General features: G+C 28.6%; 18 protein-coding genes. All 18 read left to right on the top strand.

Features of this window, described 5'->3' with window-relative positions:
• Nucleotides 1–251: 251 nt before the first annotated feature.
• Nucleotides 252–1259 (top strand): AAA family ATPase, encoded by a 1008-nt coding sequence (locus tag N4A40_12580; protein ID MCT4662689.1) that lies wholly within the window; start codon nt 252–254, stop codon nt 1257–1259.
• A 2-nt stretch (nt 1260–1261) separates the two neighbouring features.
• Complete coding sequence (locus tag N4A40_12575) at nt 1262–2182, top strand: ParB/Srx family N-terminal domain-containing protein (protein MCT4662688.1); 921 nt, start codon at nt 1262–1264, stop codon at nt 2180–2182.
• Nucleotides 2160–2711 (top strand): hypothetical protein, encoded by a 552-nt coding sequence (locus N4A40_12570; protein ID MCT4662687.1) that lies wholly within the window; start codon nt 2160–2162, stop codon nt 2709–2711. Before N4A40_12575 ends, N4A40_12570 begins: the two co-directional genes overlap by 23 nt.
• A gap of 97 nt (nt 2712–2808) precedes the next feature.
• On the top strand, nt 2809–3114 hold the full coding sequence (locus N4A40_12565; GenBank protein ID MCT4662686.1) for a hypothetical protein: 306 nt from the start codon (nt 2809–2811) through the stop codon (nt 3112–3114).
• Between the two features lie 249 nt (nt 3115–3363).
• Nucleotides 3364–3996, top strand: coding sequence for a hypothetical protein (locus N4A40_12560; protein ID MCT4662685.1), 633 nt, complete (start codon nt 3364–3366; stop codon nt 3994–3996).
• A 344-nt stretch (nt 3997–4340) separates the two neighbouring features.
• Nucleotides 4341–4523 carry a hypothetical protein gene (locus N4A40_12555; protein ID MCT4662684.1) on the top strand — a complete coding sequence of 61 codons (183 nt, stop codon included), beginning with the start codon at nt 4341–4343 and terminating at the stop codon, nt 4521–4523.
• Nucleotides 4524–4633: 110 nt separating this feature from the next.
• Nucleotides 4634–5383, top strand: a complete 750-nt coding sequence (locus tag N4A40_12550; protein ID MCT4662683.1) for a hypothetical protein — start codon at nt 4634–4636, stop codon at nt 5381–5383.
• Nucleotides 5384–5588: 205 nt separating this feature from the next.
• Nucleotides 5589–5738, top strand: coding sequence for a hypothetical protein (locus N4A40_12545; protein ID MCT4662682.1), 150 nt, complete (start codon nt 5589–5591; stop codon nt 5736–5738).
• Between the two features lie 29 nt (nt 5739–5767).
• Nucleotides 5768–6205: a hypothetical protein gene (locus N4A40_12540; protein ID MCT4662681.1), complete on the top strand. Its 438-nt coding sequence runs from the start codon at nt 5768–5770 to the stop codon at nt 6203–6205.
• Nucleotides 6206–6272: 67 nt separating this feature from the next.
• Nucleotides 6273–6755, top strand: a complete 483-nt coding sequence (locus tag N4A40_12535; protein MCT4662680.1) for a hypothetical protein — start codon at nt 6273–6275, stop codon at nt 6753–6755.
• Between the two features lie 159 nt (nt 6756–6914).
• The gene (locus N4A40_12530) at nt 6915–7730 is read left to right on the top strand and encodes a hypothetical protein (GenBank protein MCT4662679.1); all 816 of its coding nucleotides are present in this window, start codon (nt 6915–6917) and stop codon (nt 7728–7730) included.
• Nucleotides 7731–7778: 48 nt separating this feature from the next.
• Nucleotides 7779–8360 (top strand): hypothetical protein, encoded by a 582-nt coding sequence (locus N4A40_12525; GenBank protein MCT4662678.1) that lies wholly within the window; start codon nt 7779–7781, stop codon nt 8358–8360.
• Nucleotides 8361–8488: 128 nt separating this feature from the next.
• The gene (locus N4A40_12520; protein MCT4662677.1) at nt 8489–8851 is read left to right on the top strand and encodes a helix-turn-helix domain-containing protein; all 363 of its coding nucleotides are present in this window, start codon (nt 8489–8491) and stop codon (nt 8849–8851) included.
• Nucleotides 8852–8917: 66 nt separating this feature from the next.
• Nucleotides 8918–9934 (top strand): ParA family protein, encoded by a 1017-nt coding sequence (locus N4A40_12515; protein ID MCT4662676.1) that lies wholly within the window; start codon nt 8918–8920, stop codon nt 9932–9934.
• 51 nt (nt 9935–9985) lie between these two features.
• Nucleotides 9986–10330: a hypothetical protein gene (locus tag N4A40_12510; GenBank protein MCT4662675.1), complete on the top strand. Its 345-nt coding sequence runs from the start codon at nt 9986–9988 to the stop codon at nt 10328–10330.
• 114 nt (nt 10331–10444) lie between these two features.
• Nucleotides 10445–10810, top strand: a complete 366-nt coding sequence (locus tag N4A40_12505) for a hypothetical protein (GenBank protein ID MCT4662674.1) — start codon at nt 10445–10447, stop codon at nt 10808–10810.
• A gap of 364 nt (nt 10811–11174) precedes the next feature.
• Entirely contained in the window at nt 11175–15149 is a 3975-nt protein-coding gene (gene cas9, locus N4A40_12500) for a type II CRISPR RNA-guided endonuclease Cas9 (protein MCT4662673.1), read from the top strand.
• Nucleotides 15150–16250: 1101 nt separating this feature from the next.
• On the top strand, nt 16251–20177 hold the full coding sequence (gene cas9 / locus N4A40_12495) for a type II CRISPR RNA-guided endonuclease Cas9 (protein MCT4662672.1): 3927 nt from the start codon (nt 16251–16253) through the stop codon (nt 20175–20177).
• The last annotated feature ends 597 nt before the right edge of the window (nt 20178–20774 follow it).

Below are 20774 nucleotides of genomic sequence, written 5' to 3'. Positions count from 1 at the left end.
ATACATATTTTACTTCATAATTTACTATTTGTAAATACATATGCGTAACTTTTGTTACACACATGTTGTAACTTTTATAATATTAGTGATAGTAAGAAAACTATTTTTATGATATTATTGCAACTTTGGTTACAAAAAAACGTTGACAAAGTTTTCCCTGTTGATAAAATGAGTATAAAGACAATATTAGATAGAATCTTGTGAATATAATGTGGATAAATATAAATCTTATTTATAAAGGGGGAGAATTTATGATATTTGGTGATAATATCAAAAAGTTTAGAACAGAGATTAATTTAACTCAGCAAGAATTAGCAGATATATCAGGAGTAAATATAAGCATAATTAAACACATCGAGACAGGGAATAGAGGGACTGCAATAGATAATTTAAAAAAAATTGCAGATGCACTTAATGTTCCACTAGCTGAAATCTATGTAGATGATTATAGACCAACAGAAATATATACTGTACTTAATAGCAAGGGTGGTTGTTCTAAAACAAGTATAGTTTCAAATGTTGGATACGAATTATCGAAAATGGGAAAAAGAGTGTTACTAGTAGATGCAGATCTACAATGTAATCTAACATACTCATTAGGTCAAGATTTTGAAATGAGCAGAAGTATCTATAAAGCATTAATAGATGTTGACCATGATGTAAATCCAAGTAATATAGAAGATTTTATTAGAAGTACTGGTTATGAAAATCTAGATGTTGTTATTAGTGATTTTGAAATGGCTACAATAGAGATGGATTTAACTCTGAAAAGCTATAGAGAATCATTGATGGAGACTCTTATAAGACCACTAATTGATAAGGGAGTATATGATTATATAATCTTCGATTGTAATCCTATGTTAGGTTTGTTAAATCAGAATATATTATCAGTAAGTGACAATATTATTGTCCCGGTGGAGCTTTCGCCATTTGGGGTCATGGGACTTGATGTATTAATTAGATTTATTAAAAAGGCTCAGAGAGTTAATAAGAATCTACAGATATCTGGACTAATCAAAACAAAAGTAGACAACCGATACAATATGACTAGTAAGGTTAATGAGACTCTAGAGCTTCTTACTAGTAAAGTAGATATTAATATATACAAATCGTTCATACCTACTGATGCTAAGATTCCAGAAGCACAGTGGGAAAGAATGCCTCTAAATGTATATATTGAAGGAAAAAATAAAAAGAGTAAAGCAGACAAACAATTTAAAGCTTTTGCTAAAGAAATTATGAGTAATAGTAGGGGGTAAATATGTCTAAGAATAATGAAAGTATAGATAAGGGTGCAAATACCTTACTAGATAATATAGTTGGTGCTTATAATGATAGTTTAGAAGTTGAAGAGGAAGAGTTATATAAATCTTTGGAAGTAGCTACTAATGTTAGAATAATTCCTTTAGATAAACTAGTAGAGGCTCCGAAGGACTGGAACTTCTATAGTCCTATAACGGACGAAAAATTTATTGGAATGAAAGAATCAATGATAAAATTTGGACTTTTCCACCCAATTTTGGTATGGGAAAATCCAGATGGAAAAGACTTTATGATTTTATCAGGTCATAATCGTACAAGAGCATTCAGGGAACTTCTAGAAGAGGGACACACTGAGTTTAGAGGTATTGAAGCTAAGATTTTTAGAACTGAAAAAATTGATAAGAAAAGTGCTGAAGTTGCTATTAGTTATGCCAATCAAGCACAAAGAAATTCTACAACAAAAGAATCATTTAAAGCATTAAAGAAGATATACTTAGATAATCAGGAGTCTGAAGATGTTGAAAGTAAGAAAGAGAACTATAAAAAAATGGAGGCACAGACAGGAAAAACTACTACTACTATTCGAAGGATTCTTAATCTTGATAAGTTGATTCCTGAAATATTTGACATGGTTGGTGAAGAATTAAATTATAAACATGTCCAAGGTATAACAGGTAAGGATAAAGAAACACAGCAATGGATTTTTGAAAATTTCAAGGAACAGTTAACAAATGATACCGCTAAAAAAATAAAAAAATTTACTGAAAAAGAGCAGATTGAAAAAATCTTTGATCCTGTAGAAGAAATAAATGAATCAGAAAAGTATCTTTCAGTAAATATTCCACCTATTATCAAAAGTGAAGTAAAGAAGCTGATCAAGGAGTGGGAAAAAGCCAATGGGATCAAATGGACGTATTAGGATGATAGAGAAAGAGAAAGATATTCAGTTGTTAAAAGCTATTGCAAGGACTGGCTTTACAACTGAAGAGTTCTTTCCTCTTCTAGATATGAATGACAAAAGGATAAGACAACATATTCAATGCGGAAACCTTATTAAAAAGGGTCCGCATTTAGTTTATGGGATTATGAGAAATATTTACGTTCTTTCTGAAGAGGCTAAGAGAAGATGTAGAAGTGAGTTTCTAATTAGAACATACAAATCAGATATATCACAGCTTGAACATGACTATGTTTTAACCAAGATATATACTAGTTTAAAGTTTGAACAAAAGCAGTCCTGGAAGACAGAGACAGAACTTGCTAATATCTATAAAGATAGTGCTAAGACAACTGATGGAATGTATATATCAGCTGAAGGGTTAACTATTGGTGTTGAGGTAATAACCTCTTCATATAGTCAAAAGGATATAGATGATAAGTTGCAATTTGTTGAAAAATACTGTGATACGTCAATGGTTATTCATGCTCAAAAGTTGGAGAAGTATTGAGTATGAATAATATGAAGAGGATAGGAGTCAGCAAGAAAAATTTTTAGATTATGGTATATAGAGATAATATTAATTTGGAAAGATAGGAGTGGTAGAAATGAACAATAAAGGATTTGCTTCATTTCCTGTAATTTTGTGTATTTTAATTGTTCTATTTTTTGGATTTTTTGGGATTAGAGAATATGTTAATTATAAATATGCTCAAGTAAATTATGAGGAAAGATTAGAATATGAACAAAGATTTTTTGCAAGTATGGATGATGATAGTATAGAGGTTGGTAAAGCACCAAATAATGTATATTCTTATCGTTGGGTTACAAAAATTGCAGAGCATAAATTTATGATGTTGCTATATTTTATTTGTTTTTGTAGCTTACTTTTGAGAGTTATTGCTCTAGGATAAAAATTGTGAATTTTGTTAAGCTTAAGTATTAAAATAATATACAAAGTTATAATGAGCAAAGGGATTATAAGAGTCACAGTGGTTTTGTTTTTGCTTTTAGTATTTTGTGTCAGGATATTTGTTTTTTAACGAATATAGGGCATTAAAGCATTCTGATAGTGTTTTAATAGAGAAAGGAATTTTACTGCAGAAAAGTAGTAGTTTCATATGGCTAATTACTTGATAGCAGAGATTTAAAGTTTTTGTAGAATGAAGAAAGGAATGAAGAGGATGTTTAAGAGTTTATTCTCTCCGAAGGAATTAAGTATATCTGAAGAAAAGTTTTTAAAAAATATATCAGCATACTTGATTAAGAATTGTCGTGCAATATATGGAGAAGAGTATATACCAAGATTAGTTCAAAGGATTTGTAGAACAAGAAATATAGACGTTGAATTACATAAGGGCTTTATTCACCTTAGAAAAAATAATAAGAACTATTCCATTCCTTATGCATACAACATGTATAAAGGAAATATTATTGATCTGAATTTATTTGTCGTAAAAAGCAAATACCAGGATAAAAAATATGTTGAGGGAAGTACTGCTCAATTTACTGAAAAATCAATATTTGATAATCTTCCAGACTATTTGCTATGGAATACTACTGATATAGATTTGATTATGGATACTGATATACAAGCATATGAAAGTACAAAACTTATTACTAATGATATTTTTCAGCCAAATAATATTATTACTGATGATAAGCTGATATTAGCTATTTATAATAATTGTTATGCTAGTTCTATAGCTGTTGAAGTGTTAGAAAAAGATTTTAATGTTAGCGATGATATTACTGCTTCTCTCAATTATATCAGTTGGGGAAGTTTTGAATATTAATAGGGTTATAAATAATTCAAATATTGGTTGTTTGTAATATAGAACTTAATGTTTCAAGTGATAATCCTGAAGGGACAAACTAGTTTGATATACTGGTATTGAAGTGATAACTGGTACCTCTTCATAGTATAAGACTAGTTTACTGAAAATCATAATTTGATAACTACTATACCATTTGCAATGTAACACTGTTGATGTATGTATATAGGACAAATATAAAAAATTAATAAAAACGGATAAAAATACTTCATAATGAAGTATTTTTTTGTTACAATAAATATGTGAACAGATTAAAAAAGACAAAAATAATTTATATTTAATTAATAATCTTAGGAGGGAATGTATTGCAGTTAAGTATCAATGAAGAACTATCAGAAATAAATATAGAAATAGCTGAATATACTATGATGATTGATCGTTCAATTCAGACCAATGAACGAGAATTTTTGAGTATGTGGCGAAGAGCATTACAAACAGCTAAGGTAAGAAAGAGAAAAATTAAAAGGAGACTTGTTGAAATATCCTAAATGGGGTTATGATGGTGAGTTGCGAAAACTGAAATGCAGAAGCACTTGGGAGACTAGTATAGTCTTAAGCGTAGTCAAGATGCAGTCATGGGTATTCAACCCATGTCTCCGTGAAATACATTTGCAGTTGGTCTGGAGGTAAAGATAGCACAGCTAGTATAATATTAGCTCATGAGAATAAAGAACCGCTTGATACTATAATATTTTCAGAAGTATTATATGATAAAGAAAAAAACATAAGTGGTGAAAATCCTGCACATATGGATTTTGTAAAAAATAAAGCTATTCCATTGTTTAAGTCTTGGGGATATGAAGTTTTAATAGTACAAGGAGAACGTGATTATTTAGATGTTTTTCATAGAATAATAAAACATCCAAGAAAACATATGGATCATAAAGGTAAGAAATATGGTTTTGCGATTAGTGGATTATGTTCTGTAAAAAGAGATTGTAAGCTAAAACCTATAAAGAATTACTATAAAAGTCTTGCTAGTGAGTATATTGAATATGTAGGAATTGCAATAAATGAACCTAGAAGGTTAAAAAGTCTGCATAAAGATAATTGTAAGATCTCTTTGTTGGAGAAGTATCATCTAACAGAAAATATGGCAAGGGAACTTTGTATAAAGTATGGTTTGTTGAGTCCAATATATGAATACACTAAGAGAAATGGATGTTGGTTTTGTCCTAATGCAAAATATCAAGAGCAGAAGGATATAAAGTTACAATATCCTGAAATATGGAAAGACTTTGTTTCACTTGAAGATATGGATAATTTAGCTCAGAATAAATGGAATGTCTTTGGTGAAACATTGAAACAACGTGATAAGAAATTGAATAGTATTATAAATTTTAAGTAGTTTATTATAGATTTAACCGTATCGAAATCAATTTCTGATACGGTTAAATTATTTTTATATATAGTATTAAATTTAAGTAATAGAAGTTAAAAAAACATTATGAATGCAATTGACAATTTCCCGATATCGGGATATAATTGAATTAGATAATCCCGATATCGGGAAATGTATTATTAGAAGGATGATTTTGAAAGGAGAAGATTTAATGTTTAAAAGAATGTTAATACAATATGCTATAGAAAGTGGATGTTTTTCTGAAAATGAAAAAGGAATCATTATGAAGGTAGATGGAAGAGAGTATTTTAAAGTAATTGAAGGGTTTAGTGATTTTTCAGGGATATTGAAATTTGTGTAAATCCTGATGAAAAAATAGCAGAATATAAAATGAAAAATGTTTGGGCTAAAGCTGATTATCAACGAGTACTGGAGTTTTTTAAACAATACTTAAATGATATCGTGTATAAGGAATCAAAAAGAATTAAGGAGTATTTTGAAGATGAAACATTCTTTGATATTTTGAATAACAATACTACATATGAAAATGGTTGTTACTGTTTAAAAGATATAGTAAAAAGCTTTCGTTCGATAGAGGTTGACCGTATTGAAATAATGGATATGTTTGTTGATATATTTGACTTTACAAAAATTGATGATATTGCCTTCAAACGTATAAAAAATGAATGGATTATATTAGAGGAGCCATTTTCTAAGGAGAAATTAGAAGAGAACGGAAATTATGATTTAGGTAATTGTTTGAAGTGGGAGTATTGGGTTACTCCTGGTACAAGGGACTTAATGAATGTTATTAAATCATTATTTTAGCGTTTGGAATATAAAAAAGTTAGATTAAAAATCGCAACTTAAAAACATTAAATTATGGAGGTACAATATGAAGAATCTTAGCAAGATAGTAAAGGAACTTAAAAAAACATACTTAAATATTTATGCACTAGTATCAGAACTTGAAGATAAAGGATTTGATGATCCTACTGTAGTAAGTGAGTTCGGTGAATTTGCAACAGATATACATGAAAAGAAATCATTTATATCAATTAAAGACGAAGAGTATTATTTAGTAACAATTGATTATGAGGACCCTCAAGAAGAAATTACATTTATAGATATTAAAATAATGGATAAGATAGAACTTTTTGAACATGAGCTATTAGGATTACATGCGGATATTGTGGAATTACATTCAGAGTTAGTAAGATTAGGATTTGGAGATCCCTCTGATAGTTCGGGTTATGAAGAAAATTTTTTAGAAGAGAAATCCTTTGCTGTATTTACTGATGAACACGAGTATGTAATTTTTGTAGAGTACGATGATCCTAACGGTCAAATTAAAGTAACAGAAGTTTACGAAGCATAATCCAAATGCTAACTAAAGCTTAAGAGTTTAATAAAAGATGAGATTGAACCAAGTTCAAAATAAATGGATTAGGAAAGCTATAAAGATGGACAAATGGTTTATAGCTACTTTAAATCTGTAGTATGTAAGTATATATAGATTTTTATAGGAGGAATAAGAATGGAAAATTTAAGCGGAGTTTGTGAAGCGTATCAAAGTCAAAGAATTGACTATAAACTAGGAATGATGGATATTTCAGAAGAGATGAATCAAGAAGAATATATAGAAATGTATTCTTTGCCAGAAAAAGAAGCTAATAAACTAGCTTCTATTATACAAAAGAGAATAGAAAGCGATAGTGTTATACACGCAATCAAAAGATCAATAATATATACTCCAGGAGAAAGAGATTTCTTAGAAGTCACATATTCGAGGGGGATAATAAACTTAAATTGGGACTTTATAGAACAAGATGAAGTATTATATTTACTTTGGGACGGAAAATTTAACTCAATAGAGTTAGACGAATATAGATTACAAAAACCTTTCAAATCGGAATTGTTGCCGATATATATTAGAATATTAGAGATTTTTATAGAGTCTTTGGAAACATTAGATAGAACTGAGGTTACTGAGGTTGTAGAAAATCTAATAAAACTATTTGAATCAAAACTGAAAAGATATACGAACGTTCCAGAGAGGTTCGAAGTTGAAATTAATGGTTTTGTATTTAAGCTAAGTGATATATGGGAAAGGACTAAAGAATGGATTTATAAAGATAAAAAAGATCATTATAGTTACTTGATAGAAGGTAAGTTTCATCTGACTAGCGAGATCTTGAGAAAAGAAGATTTATTTATACAGCTGATGCGTCAAGTTGTATATTATGGATATGTGGTTAGAAGAGAGAAGAGAGAACTTCAAACTTGGGAAAATGTAGAACAATGTTCTATACAAGAAGAAATTTTGAATAAAATAATCCAAGGTAAGTTGTAAAAAGCTTAACATAAGCATAAAATAGGTAATATTAGGGAGGGAAATATAATGAAAAAATATACACAAGAGGAATATAATAAGTTTGAAATGGACGATGTTAACAATATTAGATTTTGTCCTACGGGTGATTATTCTAATATAAAATTATTTGATAGATGTGAATTTGGAGATGGTTGTAAATTTGGGGAACATTCTATATTTGGTTTCGGATGCACATTTGGAAGTGGATGTGAGTTCGGAGGTTATTCAAATTTTGCACAATGGTGCGAATTTGATGAAAATTGTACTTTCGAAAGAAACTGTAACTTCTCTCTAGGAGGTTCCTTTGGAAATGGAGGTTCTTTTGGGGTATCTTGCGAGTTTGCAAGTAATCATAATTTTGGTAGTAATTGTGATTTTGAGAATAGAAGAGTAAAGAACGGTAGTTATATAGCAGTAGAAGGTATTGGTATTAAGAGAAAAATATACTTTTTCGCTGATGAAAATAAAGAACTTTTCGTTAGGTGTGATGTTTTTTTTGGAACGTCTGACGAATGGCTCGGAGATATTAAGAATTCTGAATTCGATTCAAAGTTCATAAGCAATTATACTCTGGCTTTAGAATTAGCTAAGATTGAGCTATTAGATTAACATTCATCTTATGAGGAAATAAGATAATTTGTGTAAGTCTATATAGCTATATATTAATGAAGTCAAAGAGTTAAGAAGAACATAAAAATATAGTCAACAATGTAATTAAGTCGGAGGCGAATAAAGCAGTGAGAAAGAAAATTAATGATAATAAAATACTAGATTATGTTTTCACTTCCTCAGAGGCAAGTATATTATGGGGATTAGAATCAAGTACAGTAAAAAAAGCGTGTCAGTCCGACACTATTTACTGTAGGAAATCCGGTAGATCATGGCTAGTAACAGATAAATCTATGAATGATAGATTTGGAAAAATCTTAGACCGCATAGTTAAGGGTAAACATAAGAATCCAGTAGAGGGGCTGTTAAGATTATATACACTAAATGAAATAGACATAGTGGATATTAAGTTTAAACTACCTCTTCCACCTAAGATAAGAATGGATACAATTGATAAAATTCAAGATATAGATGATGTGGATTGTGAATAGACAGGTAATTACTATATGGAAATAATACGAGCTTTAAAATGTTGATAACTGAAGGAGAGTAATAAAATGAAGATAATTTCAATGATAAGTGGAATGGGTGGAGCAGGCAAAAGTATAAATACTTTTCATTTAGGACATATTCTAAGTGAAATGGGAAAAAGAGTTTTGATGATAGATGCGGATCCGCAATGTTCACTTACTTACAATTGTATTGATAAAGATTCGTATGAGCGAATGTGTATTGAAGAGAAAGAGTATTCTAATAATAAGACTAAAGATAATCTAAATGAAGAGGATACTAGACCATGTAAAACACTTTACTACATTATGAAAAATGCAGTAGATGGTTTGGAGCCCCCGAACAATAATGTAATGCCGTTTAATGTGAAAAACAAATTAGATATAATTCCAGGTAGTATGCTTATGGAGAGGTTGAATTATTCATATGATACAAGTGTACATTGTGAAGAAGCAAGACTTAGAGTTAGTAAACATGATGAAGAAGAAATACTAAGAGTTACTAAAAGCATCCGAAGTGTCGCTGAGGATAATGGTAAAAGTTACGATTATGTATTAATAGATACATCAATAACCAGTTCAGAGTTAACAAGAATGGCTCTTCTTATTTCAGACAATTTTCATGTATCTATCAATCTGAATAGACTTTCTTTTATGAACTTGATTTCATTAGATAAAAGATTAAAAAATATTGAGAGTGATTGTTTAGACTCTAAATCAGAGTTCCCAAGTTTTTTAGGATATTCTGTCATACATACACGCAATAAAATAGAGGAGTATGTAGAGTTATATGAGGACTTTAGAACTTTTGAAAAAGAGAACTCTTCAAATATCATATTTGCTAATAGTGATATGTTGCTAGGTAATGACATATACAATAAGCTTGATGAGAGACTTATAACAATCTCTAGTATTCATAGGTGTCCTGTTTGGGATATCACAGACATAATGTTAAAGGGAAATATTGATAAATTAGATAAGATATCTGAAAAAAAGAATGAGTTTAAAAAGTATTATATAAGTTTTGCAGAAGAATTAGTAAGACGACTTGAGAATAAAGAATAGTTTTTATGGTAACAATATGGGATACGATTGGAAATTTAGGAGGCTAAAAAAATGAATTTACCGGTATTACATGAACGCGTTGATATAACTGAAGATGCGGAGAATGAGTTTAGATTTAGACTTTCAAAAGAAGTTTGGTCAAAGTGTGAACTTACATTAGATAAGTGTATAGAAATTCTTAGTCAGTGCATACTTAATTTAAATAGTGATAATAAGATGATTAAAACAGAGTACCAGGAACAAGTAGAAAAATTATTAGATGAAATATCAGAAAAATACGAATTGACATATGGTGAAAAAGTTAAGATATTAGCATCAAGGCTACTGGATGAAAGTAAATATGTCATCAGATGGGAGAGACATAGAAATTTAAATAAAGAAGGGGATTGGGCTTAAACAAACTATAAATATCTTAAATAAAAGTGAATTGAAAAAATAAAAAAATACTTCTTTCAGAAGTATTTTTTATGTTATAATAGAATTATAAAGTTATTAATATTGGAGGACCATATGAATAAACAGGACTTTGATTTATTAAAGAAAATAAATGAATTGTTCAAGAAGATACCAACAATAATACCTGGTGGTGGAGGAGCTACAATAACAGCTGATGTATTTATTGCTAGTGCAACAGATTTACGTATAGGTCGTGATTTATATTTAGTAGCAATTGAATCACATATGCATGCACAGATATGGAAAAATATATTGAGAACTCGTGATGATATTGATGTTGATGATGCCAAAGAACAAATAGATAGTTACATAGTATCGAGAAATAAAGCTATGACTAGTCTTTCAAAATTTGTTGCAAGTAGAGAAGAGGAAAAGTGGTGTAAACCGAGTTTGTCAAAAGTTTATATTGATTATACTTAATTTGGACATAAAAAAGCCAAATACAACAAAATCGTATTTGGCTTATAAATTATGAATTAGGTAGGGTGACAATCCTACATCTCCAAACTAGGGTGACGGATGCCTGTTCCGTCCTCTGAATTCATAATAGTTATCTTAGTAATATTATATATCTGAATGCTTACTAATACAATATGATATCTAGTTAATTTTCGTAAGTATTTAAGTAAATAAAAAGAGTTGCTTTTCAGCAACTCTCTAATCCTCTAAAGGATAGCCATATAGACATTTAAGTTAAAACTTTATTTTAACTCGTTATAGAATTTGGAATAGAATCAAACTCTATACATAGTATATCATTAAAAAATGAAAGGAGCAACACTAAATGAAAAAAATTGACGAATATGACATTTCTTTGGACATTGGGACTGGTTCAGTAGGATATGCTGTTACAAGCGGAACTGACCTGCTTAAATTTAAAGGTAAAAATATGTGGGGAGTAAGTATTTTTAGAAGTGGTGAAACTGCCGAAAAAACAAGACTCCATAGAAGTACTAGAAGAAGGTATGATAGGAGAAGAAATAGAATAAATTTGCTCCAGGAACTTTTTAATGAAGATATACTAGCTATAGATGATGGATTTTTTATTCGAATGAAAGAATCATTTCTGCATAAAGAACATAAGTCATTAGGCTCTTTAAATGGTTTGTTTGCAGATAAAGATTTTGATGATAAGAAATACTTTAAAAACTATCCAACGATTTATCATCTTAGACATGCATTAGTAAATTCAGAAAGAAAATTTGATATAAGACTAGTATATTTGGCGATCCACAACATAGTTAAGTATAGAGGAAATTTCTTATATGAGAGACAAAATTTTGATATATCAAGTGGTATAGTGGAATCTTTTGAGGTAGTAGCAAATTATCTTTGTCTGAATGAAATCAGCTATACAGATTTTGAAAGGATAATTTTAGATTGGGAGTTATATAAAAAAGAGAAAGTGAAGAGGCTTCAAAATCTTTTAGCAGGAGGAACAAAAGACCAAAGGGTAAATCAATTAATTAAAATAATAATGGGTGATAAGGCTAATGTGGTAAAAATATTCGATATAGAACATGTAGATGGGAAACTGAATTTGTCCTTTTCTAATGAAGGTGATGAAAACTATAATGAAGCAGTTGAGTTGATTCAAAATAAATCTGATGAAGATGGCTTATTATTTGAAGCTCTGAAAAAGATTTATAGTTTCTATATTATTAGAAAATTAATGAAGAATGATAGTAATACTAATAGTGATGAGTGTTCAATTTCAAAGGCGATGATAAATAAGTTTAACATTCATGCAGAAGATTTGAAGAATTTGAAAGTTATCTACCGAAAACACTTTAGTGATTATCATTATAATAAAATGTTTAGGCACTATAATGGAGATAAGTATAAGAACGTAAAAAATTACAATGTTTATATAAATAATATTTCAAAGTGTTCTAAGGATGAGTTATATAAGGCTATTAAAAAAGATATTTCTGATATTAATGATACTTTGGTTGATGATGTAATTACCAAAATTGATAATGAGGAATTTCTTCAGAAATTAAATACAGTGGATAATGCTCAAATTCCCTATCAATTGAACTTATCTGAACTAGAATCAATAATAGATAAGCAAAGTAAATATTACCCAAACTTATTGGAGAATAGAGATAAGATAATAAGTCTTTTCAAATTTAGGATTCCGTATTATGTAGGCCCACTAAATGCTAATAGGGATAATAATAAAGTGTTTTCCTGGATGGAAAGAAAGGCTCAGGATAAAATCTACCCATGGAATTTTGAGGAAGTGGTTGATCTAGAAAAATCAGCAACTAACTTTATTCTAAAGATGACAAATCAGTGTACATACTTTCCTAATTGTGACGTATTACCTGATAATTCGCTTATTTACTCTGAGTTTAAGGTTTTAAATGAGTTAAATAAAATAAGAATTGATGGAAAGCTTATAAATAAACAAGTGAAACATTTAATATATAATGACTTATTTAGAAAAGAAAAAAATATCACAGTGAAGACATTAGAGAAATTTTTAAAAAATAATGAAGTCATTGATAGAAGTAGTTCACCGATTATTAAAGGATTTCATGAAGAAGATAAGTTTTCAAATAGTTTAAAGGCTCATATTTTCTTTGAAAGATTAGGGTTTGATGTTGATGAAGAGGATAGAGAGTTAGTTGAAAATCTGATCAGATGGATTACTCTTTTTTCTGATAAGAAAATTCTAAAAAAGGAAATAAGAAATAACTGCAGTAAAGATATGATTAGCGATGATGTGTTGAAAAAGGTTTTAAAATGTAATTTCAGTGGTTGGGGGAGATTGTCAAATGAACTTATTAATGAAGTAGGTTCTACTAGTAGAAAATATAGGGAAAGTACCATTCTTGATATATTGAAACATACTAACTTGAATTTCATTCAAATTATATCTGATGATGAATTAGGATTTAAAGATATTATCGAAGAGAGAAATACGAATATTAAAGATAAAATTACTTCTAAAGATATTCAAGAGCTTCAAGGTTCACCTGCAATAAAAAGAGCAATATGGCAATCAGTAAAAATTACTGAAGAGATTGTTGGTATTATGAAAAAACCTCCTAGAAATATATTCATAGAAGTAGCTCGCTCTGAGGAAAATAAGAAAAGAAAAGATACAAGATTTAAGAAAATTGAAGAAATATATGAAGCTGTTAGTAAGTCGGGTAGTTTCATCGTAACTGAGAATGTAAAAGAGGCTATGGACTATATTAAGAAAGAAAAAAATGAAAAGATAGATAATGAAAGATTGTATTTGTTTTTGTTGCAGAATGGTAAATGCATGTATTCTGGAGTTGACTTAGATTATAAAAGTTTATCACAATATGAAGTAGATCATATCGTTCCTAGAACTATTATTAAAGATGACAGTATAGACAATAAAGTACTAGTTACATCAAGAGAGAACCAGAACAAATCAGATTCACTGGTACTTAAAAGTACTGTAAGACATAAAATGAGTTGTATTTGGGAAAAACTACTAGCGTGTGGACTAATGAGCCAGAAGAAACACTGGAACTTGAATAGAAATGAGTTTACTAAAAATCAAGTTGAAGGATTTATTAATAGACAACTTGTTGAGACTAGGCAAATTACAAGGCATATAGCTAATCTATTTAGAAACTATTATGTTGATACAGATATAGTTATGGTGAAAGGTAATATTGTTAGCAATTTAAGAAACAAGCATGATTTATTTAAGTCGAGAAGTTTGAATGATTTTCACCATTCACATGATGCATATTTAACAGGCCTTTTAGGGAACTTTATTAAAATGCGATTTCCTGCTTTTAAAGATAGATTTTATTATGATATGTTGTCTAAGTATAATTTTAAGGATTATAGACAAAAGTACGGATTTATAATTAGTGAGTTCGAAAAACCTATATTTAATCATAATTCAGATTTAGTATGGGATCCAGATTCAATTATTATTAAAATGAAGAAATATATAAATTATAATGATTGTTATATATCGTATAAAAAAGAAGAGAACACAGGAGAATTTTACAATCAAAATGCTCTTAAAAGGGGGAATGGTAATTTAATGCCTTTGAAAAAAGGATTGGATCCAAAACTATATGGTGGATATGGTAATGTAAATAAAAGTTATCTTATGGTGGTTAAAGTTGTTAAAAAGGGAAAAGAGAATCTGTGTCTTATCGGGTGTCCGATATTTTTGAGAAATAAATCTGTTGATGATAAAATCGAATATCTGAAAATAATGAATGATTGTGATGATATAGAGATCATCAAAGATAAGATATTGATTAATCAATTAGTAATTAGTGAAGGTATGCCACTGATTCTAAAGAGTGATAAAGAATTATCTAATGCAGTTAATTTGCTTTTAAATAAAGAATACAAGAGAATAGTACATTTAATTGAAAGAGAGAATTATAGCAGTCTCCAAGCTCATGAACTTGAAGCATTGTATGATATTATTTTAAAGAAAATTGTACAATTCTACCCGGTATATAAGAATATTCATAAAAAATTGTTAGGAAAAAGAAAAGTATTTTTAGAATTATCTATTTCAGAAAAGAGTTATATAATTTTAGAACTTCTAAAAATGCTAAAAGCTAATTCAGGACAAGGAAATCTAAAAAAAATTGGCTTACAAGAACGTTCAGGGAGACTGAATAAAAAAGTTAAAGTTGAAGATCTAATATTTATAGAGACTTCAGTAACAGGTATGTATGAGGAAAGATGGAGCGTTGTAAAAAATGCAGAGGGTAAGTATAAAATTGTATATGAAAAGTAATTAATGTATATATTGTAGAAAATATGTTATGATTGTTTATAAGAAGGATAATCATTTAAGTTTAATTACTCTAAATTTTATTAGAGTAATTAAACTTGGAATAGAAGCAAACGTGATTTATTGCGATATTTGTTGTATTATGTGTTTTAGAGTTATGGAATTCGGAATAGGATTAAATGGAAATAGCATATGAAATATATTCATATGGTGTTTTAGAGTTATGGAATTCGGAATAGGATTAAATGAAATATTGAAAAGGCAGATACAAAGTATGTGTTTTAGAGTTATGGAATTCGGAATAGGATTAAATGGTCAAATAAGTAAAACTAAATAATAATCGTCGTTAGATTAAAAGCAATTCCATCAAATACTAATTTGGTGCTTAGAATAGCGATATTTAGTTATAAATGAATATTTTGTATTGGCACTTATATCATAACACTAGTTTTAGATTTATTGATTTCGGAATAGGAGTAAATATTAAGCTTCATGTAGTGGGTTGAGTTATCGGTTTTAGAGTTATAGAGTTTGGAATAGGAGCAAATGACGCATATTTATTTTAACACTTGAAGTCAAGTTTTAGAGTTATGGAAAATGGAATAGGACCAAATGATCAAAAGGCAAATGAAGAACTAGCGGGACGTTTTAGAGTTATGGAAAATGGAATAGGACTAAATGGTTAAATAAGTAAAACTAAATAATAATCTTCGTTAGATTAAAAGTAATCCCATTAAATAATAATTTAGTGTTTGGATTATGATATTTAGAAAAAGTCCTCACGGTGGTTTTAGAGTGAAGGATTTGGAATAGAGTTATATAAATAGTACTGCTTTTGTTATATAAATCATGTGTTTTATATTTCAAAAAGCAGTATTTTTTGTGATATAATTAAATGGTGAAATTAAGTTAGATTAACGATTTGAACTGAATCTAGACAAAGAAAAAAAGAGATGCAAATTTGCAACTCTTTAATCATCCCCTACGGGATGGTCCTAGGACATTTAAGTAAAATACTTCATTTCGACTCGTATGATAACTTAGGATAGAATCAAAAGATTCTAGAAGTATTATAGCATTAATGAAGGGAAGGAGCAATAAGAAATGAAAAATTATGAAGAGTACGATATTTCTTTGAATATAGGTGTTAATTCTGTGGGTTATGCAGTTACTAATGATACAGAACTTATTAGGTTTAAAGGTAAGAATATGTGGGGGGTAAATTTATTCCAAAAAGGAGAAACGGCAGAACAAACTAGATTATTTAGAACTGCTAGAAGAAGATATGTTAGAAGAAGAAATAGAATACTTTTGCTCCAGGAACTTCTTAGTGAGGAAGTATTAAAAAATGATGATTCATTTTTTATACGCATGAAAGAATCGTTTCTGCATAAAAAGGACAAGTCTATAAATGTATCTAACGGTCTTTTCATTGATCAAGATTTTAAAGACAAAGATTTTTTTGATAAGTATCCTACAATATATCATTTAAGAGAGGATTTAATAAATTCTGATAATAAAATTGACATTAGGTTAATTTATTTAGCAATACATCATATTATAAAATATAGGGGAAATTTCCTTTATGAAGGTCAGAGTTTTAATGTGACGAGTGGTATTGAAGATATGTTTCTTGATATGGTGAGTTATTTTAAGATAGAGAAAGTAGAATATAAAGATTTTGAAAACATCTTAACAAATGAAAAGCTAAGTAAAAAAGATAAAGAAAAAGAGTTAAAAAATCTATTTACTGAAGAGAAGAACCAACAAATTAACAACTTGATAAGGTTGATGTTAGGGTATAAAGCTGATATTGTAAAAATTTTTGATATAGAGGATGTTAATGATAAAGTAAGTATCTCATTTTCTGAGGAGGGTGATGATGGTTACAATGAAGCAGTAGAATTATTAGAGTCAAAATTGGAAGAGGATTTCTATATATTTGAATCACTTAAGAAGATATATGGATATTTGATCATTAGTGATTTATTAAAAAATTCTAATAGTTCGGATGAAGAGAATACTATTTCAAGAGCTATGATTGAAAAATATAATGAACACTCTGATGATTTAGTAAAACTTAAGAAAATATATAAGGAGTTTATTCCACATAGATACAGCAGTATGTTTAGGCATGATAATGGTAATGGATATAAAAATGTTAAAAATTATAACGTTTATATAAATAATATTAGTAAATGTACTAGGGAAGAGTTGTATAAGGCAATAAAAAAGGATATAGCTGATATTAAGGAACCAGAAGTAGAAGAGATATTGAATAAAATTGGTAATGAGAAGTTTTTACTTAAGCTTAATTCAACAGAAAATGCTCAAGTACCGTATCAATTAAACTTAGCAGAGTTAGAATCTATAATAGATAATCAGGGACAGTATTATCCAATACTAAAAATGAATAAAGATAAAATTATTAGTATATTGAAGTTTAGAATACCGTATTATGTGGGGCCACTTAATAGAAACAATGATAACAAGAGAATATTTGCTTGGATGGAAAGAAAGTCAAAAGATAAGATCTATCCATGGAACTTCGAAGAAGTGGTAGATTTGGAGAAGTCAGCGGAAAATTTCATATTAAAGATGACAAATCAGTGTAGCTATTTTCCTGATTGTGATGTTCTTCCTAATAACTCTTTGTTGTATTCGGAATATAAAGTTTTGAATGAATTGAATAAAGTTAGAATTGATGGGAAATTACTAAGTACACAGGTTAAGTTAATGATGTTATGTGATTTACTTAGAAAAGAAAAAAATGTAACAGAAAAAATGATTGTGAAATTTTTAAAGAATAAAGGTGTAATTGAAAAAAGTGATAATCCTTTGATTCAAGGAATGCAGGGAGAAAAAAGGTTAGCAAATAATTTGAAATCTCATATCTTTTTTGAAAGTTTAGGCTTTGATGTAGATGGTAAGGATAGAGAAACTGTAGAAAATATTATCAGATGGGTTACATTATTCACTGATAAAAAAATCCTTAAAAAGAAGATTAGAGATACTTACAACTCTGAATTAATCAGTAATGAAGTTCTTAAGAAAATTTTAAAAAGAGATTTTAAAGGTTGGGGGAGCTTATCTGAAAAATTAATTGATGGAGTTACTACAACTAATAAAAAATTTGAAAATGGAACGATTTTAGATATATTGAAAATTTCAAACATGAATTTCATGCAGATAATATCTGATGAAAATTTAGGATTTAATAAAATTATTGAAGAGAAAAATTCTAGAGTAATTGAAAAAATAACTATTGAAGATATCGAATCTCTTCATGGTTCACCATCAATCAAGAGAGGAATTTGGCAATCTGTAAGAATGGTTGAAGAAATTATTTCAATCATGAAAAATCAACCAAGAAATATATTTATTAAGGTGAATAAAGAGGAAGGTCCTAAACGTAGAACTATTCCAAGAATAAATAGAGTAGATAACTTATATGAAGAAATAAAAAAATCTAGGATTCTTAATATAGATGAACAAATCCAAGAGGTAATAGATAAGACAAAGAAAGATAAAGGAAACATAGATGATAATAAGTTGTACCTTTACCTATTGCAAAATGGGAAGTGTATGTTTACTGGTGAAAATTTAGTATTAGAAGATTTATCTAAGTATAGAATAAGTTATATAATTCCTAAGTCGATAATTGAAGATAATAGTATATCAAATAAGGTTTTGGTCAAGTACGCAGGTAATCATAGGGGGCCCAACGGAATAATAATAAAAGAGGATATCAGAAATAACATGAAGCCTCTGTGGGATAAAATGTTAAGAGTAAAGCTAATTAGTTTCAAGAAGTATAAGAATTTAACAGCATATAAATTTTCAAAAGAACACATAGAAAATTTGATGAATAAGGAGTTGGTAGAAACTAGACAAATAACTAAGCATGTTGCTAATTTGTTTAGAAATTGTTATATAGATACAGATGTAGTTACTGTAAAAGCTACTTTAGTAGAAAGACTAAGAAGAAAATACGAACTATTTAAGGTGCAAAATCTGAATGATTTTCATTATGCCCATGATTCATATTTAACTGGCCTTTTAGGAACTTTCTTAATGAAAAGATTCCCTACATTTAGAGAACGTTTTTATTTTGATGTCTATGACAACTTTAATTTTAGAGAATCGGGGGCAGAATATGGATTCATAATTGAAGAGTTTGGAAAAGATATAAAAAATCATAATCTGGAATTAGTATGGAATTCTAAAAAAATCATAGAAAAAATGAGTAAGAGTCTAGATTATTATGACTGCTTCATTTCATATAAGAAAGAAGAAAAAGTAGGGGGATTCTATAACCAAAATCCTTCTGCTAAATCTTCGGGTAATTTAATGCCGTTGAAGAAAGGATTAGATACAGAGTTGTATGGTGGATTTAGTCAAATAAGTAAAAGTTATTTGTTAGCAGTTGAAGGGAAAAGGAAGAATAAAGTGATTTCTACTTTAGCAAATTGTCCTGTTGTTTTAAGGAATCGAACAATGGAAGAAAAAATAGAGTATATTTCTAGAGACAAGGGATTAGAGAATTTAAAAATATTGAATGATAAGATAATGTTGAATCAGTTAATATTGAAAGATGGCATGTATCAATTATTAAAAAGTGATATAGAAATTATTAATGCAGTACAAATCGTTCTGCCAAAAGGACAAAAGCGAGTTTTATACAATATTGAACGTAAAATGTATAAAAACATTTCATCCGACGAAGTTACTATACTATTTGATGTTCTTATGGAGAAAATTGAAAGATTTTATCCTGTTTATAATAAGATAAGGGGAAAATTGTTAGAAAATAGAGGAGTATTTATTGACTTAAGTATTATAGAAAAATGTCAAATTATATTGGAAATCTTAAAGCTTTTACAGGCAAACTCTACAAGAGCGAATTTTAAAATACTAGGTCTATCTAGTGATGTTGGAAGACAAACGAAAATAGGTATTAAATTATCAGAGTTAATATTTGTAGAAAGATCTGTAACAGGATTGTATGAAAAAAAGTGGAAAGTTGTCTAAATAATAATATTTATTTATGGTTTATGTTAAAATAGAATAAATGAGATATTTCAGTATTTGATGTTTTATAGCACGAAGATGTGGGATATTAAAAAATGATTTTTGCTATTAGGTAATAGTGATATTTTAGAAGCATCATATTATAGTATAGGAATAAAGAGTCCAACTTATTACTATTTTTAATTAGTATCAAAGGCGATTATGATATGTATTATAGAATGAGGAAGTTTTGGAAGTATGGTGATTTAGGATGGCATCAAATGTTGATTTACAACTGATTAGCATTCGTATTACAGTATTTTTTAGAGAAATTTATATTATTAATAGGGATTTTATTAATATATCAGATAGTTATAGAAGAGTAATAAATAAAGAGGTTACTATCTTGAGTAATAATCATCGTAAGATTAAAAGTATTTCCCTTTAAATAATAGTTTGAGGTTTCGGAAGTATGATATTTAGGATAGTATAAAAACGAAGGGGATATTTATCATATTGCGTGTAGGGTTTCGGAAGTATGATATTTAGGATAGTATAAAAACGAAGGGGATATTTATCATATTGCGTGTAGGGTTTCGGAAGTATGATATTTAGGAT

Source organism: Tissierellales bacterium (assembly GCA_025210965.1).
Taxonomy (GTDB): Bacteria; Bacillota; Clostridia; order Tissierellales; family JAOAQY01; genus JAOAQY01.
Note: the sequence above shows the minus strand (reverse complement) of the source record. Positions and strands in the feature narration are given on the sequence as shown.